Source organism: Alteromonas gracilis, from assembly GCF_036870955.2.
In the GTDB taxonomy this organism is placed as follows: Bacteria; Pseudomonadota; Gammaproteobacteria; order Enterobacterales; family Alteromonadaceae; genus Alteromonas; species Alteromonas gracilis_A.
In genome coordinates, this window is sequence record NZ_CP145482.2 from 2,517,125 (window position 1) to 2,533,269 (window position 16,145).

At 44.0% G+C, this 16,145-nt stretch carries 8 protein-coding genes, 2 tRNA genes and 3 pseudogenes; 1 reads left to right on the top strand and 12 read right to left on the bottom strand.

Annotation, left to right across the window (positions count from 1 at the left end; all coding sequences use genetic code 11):
* Positions 1 to 9 precede the first annotated feature (9 nt).
* Positions 10 to 2,283 carry a diguanylate cyclase domain-containing protein gene (locus V6N89_RS12175; RefSeq protein WP_346992742.1) on the top strand — a complete coding sequence of 758 codons (2,274 nt, stop codon included), beginning with the start codon at positions 10 to 12 and terminating at the stop codon, positions 2,281 to 2,283.
* A gap of 44 nt (positions 2,284 to 2,327) precedes the next feature.
* Here V6N89_RS12175 and rpsO read toward each other — a convergent pair whose 3' ends face one another.
* The 12 genes and pseudogenes from rpsO to V6N89_RS12240 all read right to left on the bottom strand — a co-directional run bounded on the left by rpsO (position 2,328) and on the right by V6N89_RS12240 (position 16,008).
* On the bottom strand, positions 2,328 to 2,597 hold the full coding sequence (gene rpsO / locus V6N89_RS12180; protein ID WP_202261699.1) for a 30S ribosomal protein S15: 270 nt from the start codon (positions 2,595 to 2,597) through the stop codon (positions 2,328 to 2,330).
* Positions 2,598 to 2,704: 107 nt separating this feature from the next.
* Positions 2,705 to 4,009 (bottom strand): hypothetical protein, encoded by a 1,305-nt coding sequence (locus V6N89_RS12185; RefSeq protein WP_346992743.1) that lies wholly within the window; start codon positions 4,007 to 4,009, stop codon positions 2,705 to 2,707.
* A 157-nt stretch (positions 4,010 to 4,166) separates the two neighbouring features.
* Positions 4,167 to 5,138, bottom strand: a complete 972-nt coding sequence (gene truB / locus V6N89_RS12190; protein ID WP_338517759.1) for a tRNA pseudouridine(55) synthase TruB — start codon at positions 5,136 to 5,138, stop codon at positions 4,167 to 4,169.
* Entirely contained in the window at positions 5,139 to 5,540 is a 402-nt protein-coding gene (gene rbfA / locus V6N89_RS12195; RefSeq protein ID WP_338517760.1) for a 30S ribosome-binding factor RbfA, read from the bottom strand.
* A gap of 115 nt (positions 5,541 to 5,655) precedes the next feature.
* A pseudogene (gene infB, locus V6N89_RS12200) lies at positions 5,656 to 8,266 on the bottom strand (translation initiation factor IF-2).
* 24 nt (positions 8,267 to 8,290) lie between these two features.
* Positions 8,291 to 9,787: a transcription termination factor NusA gene (nusA, locus tag V6N89_RS12205; protein ID WP_338517761.1), complete on the bottom strand. Its 1,497-nt coding sequence runs from the start codon at positions 9,785 to 9,787 to the stop codon at positions 8,291 to 8,293.
* A 45-nt stretch (positions 9,788 to 9,832) separates the two neighbouring features.
* Positions 9,833 to 10,291 carry a ribosome maturation factor RimP gene (rimP, locus tag V6N89_RS12210; protein ID WP_071817471.1) on the bottom strand — a complete coding sequence of 153 codons (459 nt, stop codon included), beginning with the start codon at positions 10,289 to 10,291 and terminating at the stop codon, positions 9,833 to 9,835.
* Positions 10,292 to 10,615: 324 nt separating this feature from the next.
* Positions 10,616 to 11,618: pseudogene (locus tag V6N89_RS12215) on the bottom strand (response regulator).
* A gap of 2 nt (positions 11,619 to 11,620) precedes the next feature.
* Positions 11,621 to 14,986 (bottom strand): annotated as a pseudogene (locus tag V6N89_RS12225) (MHYT domain-containing protein).
* A 306-nt stretch (positions 14,987 to 15,292) separates the two neighbouring features.
* A tRNA-Met gene (locus tag V6N89_RS12230) sits at positions 15,293 to 15,369 on the bottom strand.
* 55 nt (positions 15,370 to 15,424) lie between these two features.
* Positions 15,425 to 15,501: transfer RNA gene (locus V6N89_RS12235), tRNA-Met, on the bottom strand.
* A 204-nt stretch (positions 15,502 to 15,705) separates the two neighbouring features.
* Positions 15,706 to 16,008 carry a 4a-hydroxytetrahydrobiopterin dehydratase gene (locus V6N89_RS12240; RefSeq protein ID WP_338517764.1) on the bottom strand — a complete coding sequence of 101 codons (303 nt, stop codon included), beginning with the start codon at positions 16,006 to 16,008 and terminating at the stop codon, positions 15,706 to 15,708.
* Positions 16,009 to 16,145: the final 137 nt, after the last annotated feature.

The window sequence follows — 16,145 nt, forward strand, 5'->3', positions numbered from 1 at the left end:
GTATTTGTAGTGATATCAGTGCTTATTGCTATAGGTGCTGCGCTTGTTTCTTTTTCATTATCTGCACGCACAGCACGGGCAGACTTTAAAAATGAACGTGTTTTCTGGTCCTTTGCTTCATCGTGCTTTCTCGGCTTGGGTATCTGGGCCATGCATTTTGTGGGCATGCTAGCTTACCGCCTTCCTTTAGAGGTGTCTTACGACCCTGTGTTAACGGTTTTATCTATTGTGCCTGCGATACTCGGCAGTCTTATAGTAATAGCCTACCATCCCAAAAACCATAAGCGACTGTGGCTCAACAGTATCTTGATGGGCAGCGCAATTGCGAGTATGCATTACACTGGCATGATGGCGATGAGAATTGAAGCGGCTATAGTATACAACGGTTGGCTCTTCTTACTTTCAATTGCACTTGCCATCGCGTTATCCGGAATTGCACTTCATATTCACCAGAGTGTGATGAATAGGCAGTTCAACATCACCCAGCAAATACTGCCAGCCGTCGCAATGGGTTGTGCTATTTCCGGTATGCACTATACCGGTATGATTTCCATGCATGTATTTCCAATTTCAACAACCGTTTTTTCTGATAACCAGCCCCATAAAGACTTGGCTTATCTTGTCGTGTTTATGGTGGCCTTTTTTACTGTTCTATTTGTACTGCTGTTTGAGCTACGCGCTCGCACATTATCTTCAGACAGGTTTACCGCCGTATTGAACACTGTACAAGAGGGCGTCATTACATTTGATACAGATGGCAGGCTTGAATTTGTAAACCCAGCAGCGCTAGCCATGTTTGGCTACACTAAACCAGAAATAAGACACAAACGTGTCAGCGAACTTCTTAGCCCTAGTAAAGAAGGCCTTGCCTCACTGCTTAATGAAGTAATAAAGGCAGCTAACTGCCCAGAACCTCGCAGCACCCCGCTACGAGTAAAAGGCCTTAAACACAATGGCGATACATTTGCACTCTCGCTTCTTGTTAATAAGTTGCCTGGAAATCATAAATCGTTCGTATGCACAGTAAAAGATTTGTCGGATGTGCAAAATCAAGAGGTCTTTGCGCAAACCGTATTTGACACGTTACCTGATATGTTGTTTGTAAAAGACGCAAGCGACCTTTCCTTCACTCATGTAAACGATATGGGCAGCAAGGCACTTGGGATAGACAAAACAGAACTTGTTGGTCTAACTGATTTTGACATATTTGAACGAACAGATGCTGAAAGGATTATTGCCTCTGATTTAAATCTACTTGAACAACCGATAAAAGAAAGCTGTGAAGAACACCCTTTTACCCTCAATGGTGAGGAACGCTTTTTACAGACAAAGAGGGTCGTTATTAATGATTCAAGCGATAAACCTAGGTATATACTTTCCCTTTCTGAAGACGTAACGGAGTTGAGAAAAACGCAACGCAAGCTTGAGTCGCTAAACAAACGTATGTCTATGGCAGCAGATGCAGCACATATTGGCGTTTGGGAATGGAATTTAGAATCCAATGAATTGATTTGGGATGATTGGATGCACCGCATCTACAGTATTCCAAAGGATGAGTTTGATGATAACTACTCAGTGTGGGCTAACACCGTGCATCTTGATGATTATGAGTCAGTAAGAACCAAGATTGACAATGCTATTAGTAATAACACAGAGTTTCATGCTCAGTTTAGGATTCAATTGTCCAGAGACGTCATTAGGTACGTGAGAGCCGATGGGCGCATTGAAGGGAACAAAATGTTTGGAATCAATGTGGATATTACCGAACAGGTTGAAGCCGAAATAAGAATAACCGAGCTTGCTAATCACGATACATTAACAGGTCTTGCCAATCGAAATGCCCTATCATCGTTTGTAAAACAGGAGTTTTTACGCATAGAGCGAACACTGAAAAAGTGCCTGTGTCTATACCTAGATTTGAACAAGTTTAAGCCTATTAACGATGCCTATGGACATGGCGTGGGTGATGAAGTCCTTATTGAAGTCGCTAGGAGGCTGAAAAAATTATGCCGTGTTTCTGATTTGGCTGCACGTGTTGGAGGTGATGAGTTTGTCGTTGTTGTTACTGATGTTGACGCGCACTTCTCACTTGAAGAACTCATATCTCGAGCACAAAATACAATTAAGCAGCCTATTTATACAAGCGTCGGCTTTGTCAGCATTAGTGCCAGTGTCGGATATGCGTCGTATCCTGATGAAGCGTCAAACCTTTATGAGCTTATTAGAATGGCAGACAAAAGGATGTTTGAAGTCAAAGGCGTAATAGGAGAAAAAATTCAATAGGTATAAAAAAAGCGCCCGATGGGCGCTTTTCTTGAAACCTAGTCTTAGCGACGTAGACCTAGACGCTTGATAAGGTCAAGGTAACGCTGAGCGTTCTTGCCTTTAAGGTAGTCTAGAAGCTTACGGCGTTGGCTAACCATACGTAGAAGACCACGACGTGAGTGGTGATCTTTCTTGTGATCAGCGAAGTGACCTTGAAGCTTGTTGATGTTGTGAGTAAGCAAAGCAACTTGAACTTCTGGTGAACCAGTGTCGCCTTCTTTAACGCCATACTCAGCAATGATTTGTGCGGTTTCTGCTTTAGTTAGTGACATATCATTCTCCTTAAATAATGCTTCGCCGATCACTAATTCAGCAAAGCGGAATGAGCCGCGTATTATAATGACGTTTGCGCACTTAGCAAGTCGCTATCTAAAGTATTTTAATAGCAGTAATCGTCCATTGGTTTTTTATCGTCACTTAGACGTTTTTCTAGCGCATCTCGGTACGTTATGCTTTCTAAAAATTTCTGCGCCTTAGATTCACCATTATCAGCGTCAGATGCATAGGTTCTATAAACCTGAAGTGCTAATTTTTCCTTCTGCTCTTGATTAGTAATTGCAGCAAGCTGTTGTGCAACAAAGTCTGGCTCTGAAAATGCACCGTATTGCAAAGTCATAAACACAGCTTCGTCAGTATCAATACCACTTTGTTCCCGCACCCAGCGTAGTGCAGACTCGGTATCTCTTCCAGCCCAACGCTGCACGACCTTAGTCACTGCATTTTCATAGGACTCAGCCGATGCCCCATTAACGTACCAATTTGCTGCTTGTTCAGGTTTGCTGAAAATATAATTATTGAAGATTGCATTTCGAGCATTGCGTTTCATATCCCCCTCACCTGCAAATGAATACCAATCTAGTGCCGCCGTTAAGTCCTTATTCGCCCAGCTAGCAAAAAATGCATGGTCAATACTTTCATTATTCGCTGTATTTACCACGTTCAACATTTGCTGAAAGTCATCAGGTGATTCTAACGATTTTGTTATTTGAAGAATGCCCTTGGTTCTATCATCTTCAGAGGTAAAACGCTCCAGTAAATTGAGGGCATTGCCTACCCCATTTTGAGACAAGGATGCAAAAATCCGAGAGACAAGAAAAGTATTATCAACATCAATGCCGCTGTCTTTGTCATGCGCCAAATACCAGTCAATAGCAGCATCAGCATCACGAGCAGCCCAGCTTTCAAGCGCTGATACAGCAAGAAAATAGCCATTTTTATTGTTATCTTTTTCTTCCATCAGATAACCAATGGCATGCGCAGGGTCTAATTCAGCAAGTCTTACTGCAGCAGCATGGACAATGATATGACTAAGCAGGTTGTTATCCCTAATATCCCAGTCATCAACGATCTTTTTCAATGTCGCTGCATCAGCGTTAACAATTAGAGATATCGCCTTATTGAGGTACGAGATATCGTGGGCAGGGCCCGAATTCAAAAGCTGCCATAGATCTTGGTCATGCATTGATACAGACGTAGAGACACTCTCTTTTTTGTGAATAACATCCGTTGCACCAGATACTTGACCTAACGGAACGCTTAATTCAGAAACACGATTGTTTTCGGGACCACTGCTAGTATCTGTATACCCAGTCGTATTGAATTCGTTGTCGTTTATTTGCGTGCCGAAAAAAATGCCAAGCCAACGCTTACTATCCAAAGAGAAACTAAAAGTATTTTCATGCAACCATCCTTGTCTACACAGTACTAACGACATAACCTGTTTGAGAAAATTCACCACAAACCGATGCGAGATTGTGTAGTGATTGAAACATCGTACCCCATCAACGGGTTAAATGCATAAAAAGCTCGCCAAACCCAAACAGGCGAGCTTTATGAGGGACTTACGAGTAAACAACTCGCCTTTTGGGATTAACGAATATTTCGTTTTTTGGTATGCCTTGATCTTTTGGATCACGAACCCCTTCCCCAACGCCTAGAAACAAGCCGTTAGTATCAGTGCCGTGGTAGACGCGATATGCCGTGCCTTCTTCAAGGTCGGTATTGCAAGTGCCTTTTACCGACTGCCCATTGTCATAACGCAGACGTTCACTGTCACTTATTGTGACAAATGGTAGGCGACTAACTGCAGTGTCCATAGGAATAAGCAAGTCGTCTAGCGCTTTAAAGTCGCCTTCTTCCAGTGACTCTTGAATTTCAATCAGCTTATCCAGAGATACCATTTTATCAGTGGGATAATCTGCAACTTCAGTTCTGTGCAGGCGGGTCACATAAGCCCCACACCCTAAGTTCTGACCCAAGTCATCGACAATCGAGCGAATATAAGTACCTTTGCTGCATTTGATACGCATATCGACATAAGGCAATGCAATACGCAGAACGTCAAGCTCAAATACTTCTATGTCACGAGGCTCGCGCTCTATCTCAATGCCTTGACGAGCATAGTGATAAAGTGGCTTCCCCTGATGTTTAAGTGCAGAAAACATGGAAGGAATTTGCTTACTCTTGCCTAAGAATGCAAGACACGCTTCGCGAACTTGCTCTTCGCTAACACCTACGGGTTTCTCTTCAACTACTTCACCATCGGCATCTGACGTTGTTGTTCGAACACCCAGTTGCGCAGTCACTTCATAGGTTTTTTCTGCATCAAGCAGGAATTGAGAAAACTTCGTTGCCTCGCCAAGGCAAAGTGGAAGCATTCCACTAGCAAGTGGGTCAAGTGCACCCGTATGACCCGCTTTTTGCGCTTTATACAACCAGCGGACCTTCTGCAGTAGCTGATTAGATGAGCCACCAAGCGGTTTATCTAGCAGTACAATGCCGTTTATCTCACGGCCTTTACGACGTCTTGCCATCTACTCCTGCTCTTGTGAATCGTCTTGCTCACGTTTTGACTCATCAGATGCAATGGTCTGTGATACAAGATTAGAAATGCGCATACCCTCTACAATCGATTTATCTTCAAAGAAATGAAGGTCTGGTACAGAGCGCATACGAATTCGCTTGGCAAGAATACTGCGAATAAACTTCTTGTATTCAGCAAGCTGCTTAATTTGTGCTTTACCTTCTTCTTCGGTGCTGTTGTAAATCGTCACAAAGATCTTTGCATGCGCTAAGTCTCGAGACACATCAACATCAGACACAGTAATCAGAGGGATATCACCCACACGGTGCTTGTATTCGTTTTGAAGAATGCTCGCTACTTCTTTATGAACTTGCTGAGCCACTCTATCGGTACGTGAAAATTCACGAGCCATTTTATTCTCCTTTCCCGTTTCATCACGGCTTTTCTATTAAACTCGTATCAAGCTAAATAGACAAAAGCGGGAGCACTCGGCCCCCGCTTTTCACATGCCGAATAAATTCAGGCAATTAGATTTCGCGTTTAACCTCAACGATTTCGAAGACCTCAATTTGGTCACCTACTTTCACGTCGTTGTAGTTCTTAACGCCGATACCACATTCCATACCGTTACGAACGTCTTGAACGTCGTCTTTAAAGCGACGAAGTGACTCAAGCTCACCTTCGTAAATTACTACGTTATCACGTAGAACGCGGATAGGATTGCTACGCTTAACAACACCTTCAGTAACCATACAGCTAAGCAATTGCACCAAGTTTAGGCGACTTAAATACGTCACGTACTTCTGCAAGACCAATGATTTCCTGTTTGAATTCAGGTGCAAGCATACCGCTCATGGCTGCTTTCACTTCATCGATTAGGTTGTAGATTACGCTGTAGTAACGCAGATCAATTTCTTCAGCTTCTAGAACGCGACGTGCTGTAGCATCTGCACGGACGTTAAAGCCTAGTACAATAGCACCCGACGCCGCCGCTAGCGTTGCATCAGTTTCTGTAATACCACCTACACCACTACCAACAATATTAACTTTAACTTCAGACGTAGAAAGCTTAATAAGTGATTCAGAAATTGCTTCTACTGAACCTTGTACATCAGCTTTAAGTACAATGTTCAGCTCGCTTACGTCACCTGATTCCATGTTTGCGAACATGTTTTCAAGCTTCGCTTTTTGCTGACGTGCAAGTTTAAGTTCGCGTTTCTTCTGATGGCGTTTAGCGGCAACTTCACGTGCTTTACGCTCGTCCTTAACAACCGCAGCATCTTCACCTGCAACCGGAACACCAGATAAACCTAGTACTTCCACTGGCGTTGATGGGCCAGCAAGCTTCATCTCTTTACCATTTTCGTCGCGCATAGCACGAACACGGCCGTACTCTTCACCACAAAGTAGGATATCGCCTGCACGCAATTGACCTTCTTGTACAAGTACAGAGGCGACTGGACCGCGGCCTTTATCAAGGCGAGACTCAATCACAATACCACGACCTGGGCCTTCAGCGACGGCTTGTAGGTCAAGAACTTCAGCCTGAAGTACGATAGCTTCAAGTAGTTCATCAACACCCATACCCGTTTTAGCAGATACGTTACAGAACTGGTGCTCACCGCCCCACTCTTCTGAGATAACTTCTAGTTGAGATAGCTCAGTTTTAACGCGATCTGGATCAGCAGTCTCTTTATCCATTTTGTTAACTGCAACGATAAGTGGAACGCCAGCAGCACGAGCGTGCTGAACCGCCTCTTTCGTTTGTGGCATTACGCCATCATCTGCAGCAACAACAAGGATTACGATATCTGTAGCAGTTGCACCACGTGCACGCATTGCAGTAAACGCGGCGTGTCCAGGTGTATCAAGAAACGTAATTTCACCGTTGTCAGTGTGCACTTTGTAAGCACCAATATGCTGGGTAATACCGCCCGCTTCGCCATCGGCTACTTTCGCACGGCGAATGTAGTCAAGTAGTGACGTCTTACCGTGGTCAACGTGACCCATGATGGTTACAACAGGAGCACGTGTAGTTTTCTCACCACCTGTACCGTCTGCCAACAATTCATCTTCAAGGGCATTATCGTTAACTAGCTCGTATTTATGGCCCATCTCTTCAATCACTAGTACCGCGGTATCTTGGTCTAGTACTTGGTTGATGGTTGCCATTTCGCCCATCTTCATCATCGTCTTGATAACTTCGTTAGACTTAATTGCAAGCTTACTTGCAAGTTCACCTACCGTGATGGTCGCGCCAAGTTTAACAACACGCTCTACAGGCGCAGCTGGCTTATTAAAGCCTTGCTTAAGGTGCTCACCTAAGCATTTTTCTTAGATTTGCGACGACGACGTGATGAACGCTCAACTTGCATATCTTCTTCGTCTTCCGCTTCTTGCGCATAACGGTTTGAATGCAAGTGGACTTCTTCTGCTTCTGCTTTCTTACGACGCTCTTCTTCTTCTTTCCAGCGACGCTCGTTTTCTTCAGCAAGCTTGCGTGCTTCATCAGCCGCTTTTTTCGCGTCTTCTTCAAGCTTCTTCTGCGCTTCTTCTTCTTGCGCTTTACGTAGACGCTCTTCTTCCTGACGCGCTGCTTCTGCTTCCGCTTTCTCAGCTTCTGTCATCTCAGGCTCGTCTGCCTTACGCGCTTCCGCTTCTTTCTTAGCTTGTTCGGCACGGCGTGCACGCTCTTCATCTGCAGCTTTCTTAGCTTCAGCTGCTTTGCGCGCTTTTTCCTCAGCCGCTTTTTTCGCTTCAGCTGCTGCTTTTTCTTCAGCCTCGCGCTTCAAGCGAGCTTCTTCTTCAAGACGCTTTGCCTCTTCTTCGGCTTGGCGCTGTTGCTCCTCGACGTCGCTGCGCTTAACGTAAGTGCGCTTCTTACGCACTTCTACTTTAACCTCTTTCGACTTGCCCACGCTTAATGTGCTTGTCGTTTTACGCTTCAACGTCATACGCGTCGGTTCGGCTGCGCTACCGTGTTGCTTACTTAAATGATCCAATAGTTTTTGTTTCTCGTCTTCGTTTACCTGATCGCTAAGCACTCTTTGTGATACCCGCGTCTTTAAACTGGCCAACCAATCGGTCAACGGTCGTACCAATGTCGCTGGCGAGCTTTTCAATAGATACATCTGCCATTACGTAATTTTCCCCCTGTTGACCTTACTCTTCTTCACTGAACCATACGATGTTACGAGCGGCCATAATTAGCGCGCCAGCTTTCTCTTCGTCTAGTTCTTCGATATCACTGATATCATCGGTACCTTGTTCTGCTAATTCTTCTAGGTCGGTAACACCGCGGCTGGCCAACACATAAGCCACGTGCTTACTCATACCTTCAAGATTTAATAAGGCTTCTGTAGGTTCTGCACCTTCTAACGACTCTTCGTTCGCTAAAGCGCGTGTCGTAAGATAAGCTCGCGCTCTGTTGCGCAGCTCTTCCACAGTTTCTTCGTCTAACCCGTCAACAGCAAGCAGTTCACTTGCTGGCACATACGCCACTTCTTCAAGTGTGGTAAAGCCTTCATCCACAAGTACAGATGCGAACTCTTCGTCAATATCCAGACCTGTAGTAAACAGATTAAGCACTTTTGCGTTTTCTTCTTCGTGTTTCTTGTTGAGGTCTTCAACCGTCATCACGTTAAGTTCCCATCCTGTTAGCTGGCTAGCCAAGCGAACGTTTTGACCACTACGGCCAATTGCTTGTGCTAGGTTGTCAGATTCAACTGCAACGTCCATAGTGTTGCTGTCTTCATCAACAACAATTGATGCAACTTCAGCTGGTGCCATCGCATTGATAACAAACTGCGCTGGGTTTTCGTCCCAAAGTACGATATCTACACGCTCACCGCCTAGCTCACCAGATACTGCCTGTACACGAGAACCACGCATACCAACACAAGCACCCACTGGGTCTAAGCGCTTATCATTAGTTTTAACCGCTATTTTTGCGCGTGAGCCTGGATCGCGAGCTGCAGATTTAATTTCTAGTGTTTCTTCCGCGATTTCTGGTACTTCTAAACGGAATAACTCAACTAGCATGTCTGGGTGAGTACGGCTAATAAATAGCTGCGCGCCACGTGCTTCTGGACGGATAACATAAAGAAGACCACGTACTCGATCGCCCGGACGGAACGTTTCGCGAGGAAGCATATCGTCGCGATAAATAACACCTTCAGCGTTGTTGCCAAGGTCAATGATAATGTTGTCGCGGTTAACTTTTTTAACTGTACCAGTAACTAACTCACCAACTTTATCTTCGTACTCAGCAACCATTTGCTGACGCTCAGCTTCACGCACTTTTTGTACGATTACTTGCTTAGCCGTTTGCGTTGTAATGCGGTCGAACTTTATTGATTCAATCTGTTCTTCCACATAGTCGCCTAGCTGAATTTCTGGTTCGTCAACTTGCGCTGCAGACCATGTAATTTCGGCAAATGGATTTTCCTGTTCTTGATCATCAGGAATAACCAACCAACGACGGAATGTATCAAAGTCACCTGAAGTTCTGTCAATGCTCACACGAACTTCAATCTCGCCTTCGTTTTTCTTTTTCGTTGCGCTTGCAATAGCAAACTCTAGCGCTTCAAAAATTTTCTCTCTAGGCACTTGTTTTTCATTTGAAACGGCTTCCGCCACTAACAAAATTTCTTTATTCATTTTCGCCTCACTTTTGCTTTCGTCGATGAAAGCAGAGCTGTTCCGTTAATCGAACGTGGGAACAACGTTACCTTTTTCGATATTCGCCACAGCTAACTGGAACTGCTGGCCATCCACTTCAATACTTACAATGCCGTTTTCGCATGCCAGTACCTTGCCTTTAAAATTACGTCTGTCGTCCATTGGCATAGACAAACGAACTTGAACTACTTCACCCACAGACTCAATGTAATGCTTCTCTTTGAAAAGCGGTCTGTCCATTCCTGGTGATGACACTTCCAAGTTGTATTCAGTGCTAATTGGATCTTCAACGTCCAAAATCGCACTGACTTGATGACTCACATCTGCACAATCATCTACGGTGATACCGTTTTCATGATCAATAAAAACGCGAAGAATCGAATGCTTCCCCGCTCGAACAAACTCGATGCCAACCAATTCAAAGCCCAGCGCTTCTACACCGGGTTCAAGCATTTCGGTTAGTTTCTCTTCAAGTTTTGCCAATGCAAACCTCCAAAAACGAAAAAAGGGCCTTAAGCCCACCTGTCATCACCCGGCTCAGCGAGGCTGACTCCAGGTTTTAATACAACAAAAAGCCCCGGACTAGCGGGGCTTTTATTAAAATTCTGAACCCATACCTGCCAACAAGGCAGTTGCAAGCCCATGGGTAAAACCACCACAAAGGTGATAGCTTGCTAATAACGAGTGCGTTACTTTCCTAAACACTGAGGGAGCCCGACCTCGTCATTCAATGCGCATATTATACTGGTAGGCGGCATAATAAGCAACCGACAAAACTCTTGTATGCGTCGTATTGTGTTGCAAAAGCTACTCTTCGTCTTTAAACGTCGCTTTTATCTCTAAGATTTTCGGTAAGTTTTCGATAAGCAAATCCACTAATATTGGTTCAAAGTGTTTGCCTTTTTGGCCTTTAAGGAAGTCCACTGTTTTCTCTATGCTCCACGCTTCTTTGTAAGGCCTTTTGCTAGTCAGCGCGTCGAACACATCAGCGATGGCACATATCCTTCCTTCTATAGGGATATCTTTTCCAGCTAAACCGCGGGGATAGCCGCTCCCATCCCATTTTTCATGGTGAGTTAACGACACGGATTTTGCCACTTTTAATAGCAATGAATCACCGCAGTCGCCAATAATCTCAGCGCCGATCTCGGGATGATGCTTCATTAATGCAAACTCTTCATCAGTCAACTTGCCCGGCTTTAGCATAATACTATCAGCTATACCTATCTTTCCTATATCGTGCATGGGAGCAGCATGAAGCAGCGTTTCGGCCTGCTTGTTAGACAAACCGTAGGCCAGCGCTAACTCTCTTGCGTAATGGCTCATCCGCATAACATGCATGCTCGGTTTCGTTATCTTTATATTCTGCAGCACGCCCCAAGCGCTGTACCACTTGCAAACGACTTTCGAGTAACTCATCCGCTTGAACAAGACTTAGGTGGTTCTTCACCCTAGCCTTTACTATGGCAGGTGAAATAGGTTTGATAATGTAATCAACGGCGCCTGCGTCAAACCCTTCAGCTTCATCGTGCTCATCATTTAAGGCAGTAACAAAAATAACAGGAATATGCTTAGTTTCGTTTTTCGCCTTCAATTTACGACACACCTCAAATCCAGTAAGCCCTGGCATCATAACATCAAGGAGAACCAAATTAGGTTGGCGGGTAAAGGCTAGTTTCAATGCTTCTTCACCGTTTTTAGCAAAGACAAGTTGGTAGTCTGAGGCAAGAAGCTGCTTAAGTACACGTAAGTTTACAGGCTCATCATCCACCAATAGAAGTGTTGGTTTTGCTTCTTCGATTTCTAACATGACTACTCTCGTGATCTTTCTAGTTCTTCAATTAACGTATGAATACGCTGTTGTGCTAACTCAAACTCAAAATCGTCTATATCTAATAATATCTGAGATACTGCTTCTTTGTAGTTGCTCACCTCAATGTCTCTTAAAAAGATAAGTTCGTCTTCATCAAGCATATTTTGTTCGACGCTGATTAACATGCGCCTTAGGTGAGACAATAATAACTCTTTATCTATGCTTTCATTAATCGCGCGCTCTCCGTACAACGATGAATCGCTGAGCATTTTCTCAATTAAATCAATAGCGTCTCGTAGACCATTTACGTCTTCCACGCTTATGTCATTTTTATTAGCCTGAGCTTCAAGCTGAACCGTTCTCTTATAGAATGTGGTTAAACACAAATTTCCTGACGTGCCTTTTAAACTGTGGGTAACTGCGACCGCTTTTTCATAGTTTTCCGAAATCAAGGCACTCATCAAATCATCAATTTTGTCTTTACTGTCGGTGACAAACTTATCGATTTCTTTCAAGACTAGTATTTCACTTCCCCACATTTTTACAGCTTTTGGCATATCAATAATGTGGGGGCTATTGATTGACGGCACGTCGTTATCAACTGTTTCGTCAGTGCTTGAAATCGAACCAGTAGCAATTTGAGAAGTAAAGGTATTTATATCGAATTCTAGAACCCGCGCTACTTCACTCATCAACAATGGAAAATCAACAGGCTTGTTTGCAAAACCTTGCATCCCCGCATCCTGTGCGGCGTGCTTGTCTTGAATTAGAACGCTTGCGGTTAACGCTACTATGGGTATTGCAGGTAAACTGTTTGATTCCTCGTAGGCCCGTCTTTGTCTCGCGGCTTCCAAACCATCCAGTTTTGGCATCTGCAAGTCCATCAACACAACGTCGTAGTTGTTATCGCGCATTTTTTCTAACGCTAACTCTCCGTCCGTAGCGCTGTCTATGCTATGACCCGCTCTTTGCAATAGTAAGCTTAACAGTTCAATATTTTGGAGCACGTCGTCAACTATTAATACGTGAAGTGGTGGTAGCGCTAGCGATGTGCTTTCATCGCCGGATGTATCACTTGCTGGGGCAAGTGATACAGGTTTTAGTGGCAATCTAAAAGTAAATGTAGAACCTCGCCCTTCAACACTTTGCGCAAATATATTCCCCCCATTAGCTCAACAAGTTGTTTGGAAATAGTTGTGCCAAGACCAGGTGCCACCATACTTGCGGCTCATTGATGCGTCGGCTTGGGAAAATGGGTCAAAAACACGTTCAACTTGTTCGGGGGTCATCCCTATTCCGGTATCCGACACCTCGAAATACACTTGCTTATTGTCACTATAAACTCTCGCGAGTACCTCTCCTTCATGGGTAAATTTTACGGCGTTGCCAATAAGGTTATTGAGAACCTGCCTGAGTCGCTCGGGTACACCGTGGTAACCTTTGGCAACGGAGTCATCGACCTCTAATGTAAGCGCTACTTTCTTTCGTTTTGCTTCAAGCCAAAAGGTAGAAATAACTAAATCAAGTTCTTCACGAATACAAAAATCACGATAATCTAATTCAAGCTTCCCTTTGTCGAGCTTGGCGCTATCTAAAATGTCATTAAGAAGATGCAGTAACGACCTTGCCGAGCGGTTGATTGTAGTGAGGTGCGATTTCTGCTCCTCTCGAAGTGACTCACTTAACATTAAATCGCTAAAGCCAATGATGGCATTCATTGGCGTTCGGATTTCATGGCTCATATTAGCAAGGAACGCTGTGCGAGCGGCCGCTGCCTGCTCTGCCTTTTCCTTGGCGATTTTTAACTCTTCTTCCATCTGTCGACGAGCTGTTATATCAGTAATAAACCCGTCAATGAATAGCAGCTCACCGTCTTCTCCTTTTACACACGTTCCTTGTTCTATCACCCAACGAATATCACCCGACTTACTGACAAGTCGGTACTCTATGGTAAACGTATCTTTGAATGCCGCGACATCACTAAGCATGGCTTTATCATCAGGGTGATATAGTTCAGAAAAATGACGCTTGGGATTGGGAAGAACAAAGTCCTCTGGTGGGTATCCAGTAATTTCTTTGATGGCTTTACTAATAAACACCATAGGCCAGCCGTCTTTACACAAAGCTCGATAAGCAGCGCCGGGAATATTTGAGATCAAGCTACGAAATTTGGCTTCACTTTCTCGAAGTGCATCTTCCATTTTCTTTCGCGCTCGTAAGTCTGACGCGAAAGAGACAAACACGGGTTTATCATCTATCTTGGTATAGCCAATACCCACCCTAGCCGGAATTCGTATTCCGTCCTTGCGATAAATCTCTACTTCGCGCCCTGCCCCGATAATTTGCTCGGTTGGTACTACTCGCTGATCAAAAAAGTCATCGTCATACAAATGACGACGTTCAGGGGGCACCAAATTTGCGGCGGGCATACCTATAATCTCGCTTTGCGTATATCCGTATATGTCTTTAACCGCTGGGTTTGCAGTACGAACAATGCCTTTACTATCCACCGTCAAAATGGCATCGACAGCAGTATCCGTAATCGCACTTTGAATACGCTCACTTTCTATAGCTCGCAACATGACATCTTTGTATTTAAACAACAATGTGATACCCAGCACGATAGCAATCATAGTCACCGTAAAGATAGCAATCGAAATCGCCAGAACTGATGAGATTTCAGAAGTCTGATTGGATGTTTCAAGTCCTGGCGGTAATACAAATCGGGCTGCCGCCATCCCGGTGTAGTGCATCCCAGCAATAGCCAACCCCATAATCACACTGGCTAATACAACGTGTTTACCCAGTAAATTCTGTGTTTTCGCTGCCGCAGCAATGCCAAATTTAATCCATAAAGACAGCATCGCAAGCACAACCGCAACAACAATTGATAACAAGAAAATAGATAGGTCGTACCTTAGCAAGGTAGCCATTTCCATTGCAGCCATGCCGCTGTAGTGCATAGTACCAATACCTGCGCCGACCAAAACGCCACCAATGACAATTTCAGTTTTTGATATTTTGTATTTAACCAAAAGGTTTAGTGCAACCCATGCTGCGGCGATGCCCGGAATGGCAGAAAGCGCGGTAATAGTGACGTCGTAATCAACAGGAAGGCATAAATCGAACGCGGTCATGCCCAAAAAGTGCATGGACCAAATACCACCTCCAAGAGCAAGACTCCCTGTCCCCAGTAGAATATTTTTTCTGCACTTGTCTTCGGTAACCGCGGCTTGCCCTGCAACGTTAAATGCCATGAATGCCGCGAAGATTGCAACGATGAGTGAGAGTAAAACAAGGGGAAGGTTATAAAAACCATCAATAAGCCTTGCGCGTTCTTCAATGGAAAATAGTGTCGACAACATTAAATAAATGGCCTTGTGTCGTGGCGAACAACAAAATAGAACGTGTTTTTATGTGCCCATAACTCGCCAAAAATTCGTATTTGAACAAGTTCGTTATATAAGAATTAACGCAATATGCATATAACCTAGCACAAGTTTTAAGACCCATAGCAACTATATATTTAATTTGTGCTAATAAGGATTACACGCGCTGTAAATAAGCGCGCGAATACTACTAAAGTCTAAAATTTTACCGAGAGATATTAGATGCAGTACCAAAATTTTGAGCTGAAAAGAAAAAACCCAGCCTAAGCTGGGTTTTTTATGTGGTTGCGGGAGCAGGATTTGAACCTACGACCTTCGGGTTATGAGCCCGACGAGCTACCAGACTGCTCCATCCCGCGTCTGAACGGTTTGACACGCATAATGCATATCTAGAAATTCTGGTATCATTTTCTGTGGTTGCGGGAGCAGGATTTGAACCTACGACCTTCGGGTTATGAGCCCGACGAGCTACCAGACTGCTCCATCCCGCGCCAGAAAATTACTATTGAAGTGAATTGCTTTAGCGCCTCGCCTCAATGTGGTGCGTATTATACATAGGGACTTTTCTAACACAAGTGCCTAACATCGAAATATTTCAATTTTCTGACTGTTCGCGGTTAATTTAACCAAAACGAACAAACTTAATACAAAATATGTACAAAAGTGAACGTAACTTCCCGTTTCGCACTCCTTTTCTACTTAAATTTTTCCATTTTTTCAGCAAGCACGAAGTCCAATTCACTTAAACCGTCTACATCGTGAGTCGTCAAGCGCACTTCTACTCTGTTATAAACATTAAACCATTCCGGATGATGTTTTAGTTTTTCTGCCCAAATGGCAATCTGTGACATCCATCCAAATGCTCTAATAAAACTTTTGAACTTGAATGTCTTTTTGATGGCATCACCATCTTGCTCCCATTTGACATCATCAACTACTAAAGCGTTAAGTTTATCAAGCTGAGTCTGAATTTCTTCGTTTGATAGCTTTGTTGGCATGTTGGCTTCCTTATTCACTGTTTTGTTGCCTACTGTAATGAAAGAGGAAAAGATTAAAAGAAGTGTGGATGATAAAGAATTTAATGACTGGCGCTAATTCTTTACAAAAAAGCTTACCTTCATATAGGGCTTAGCTT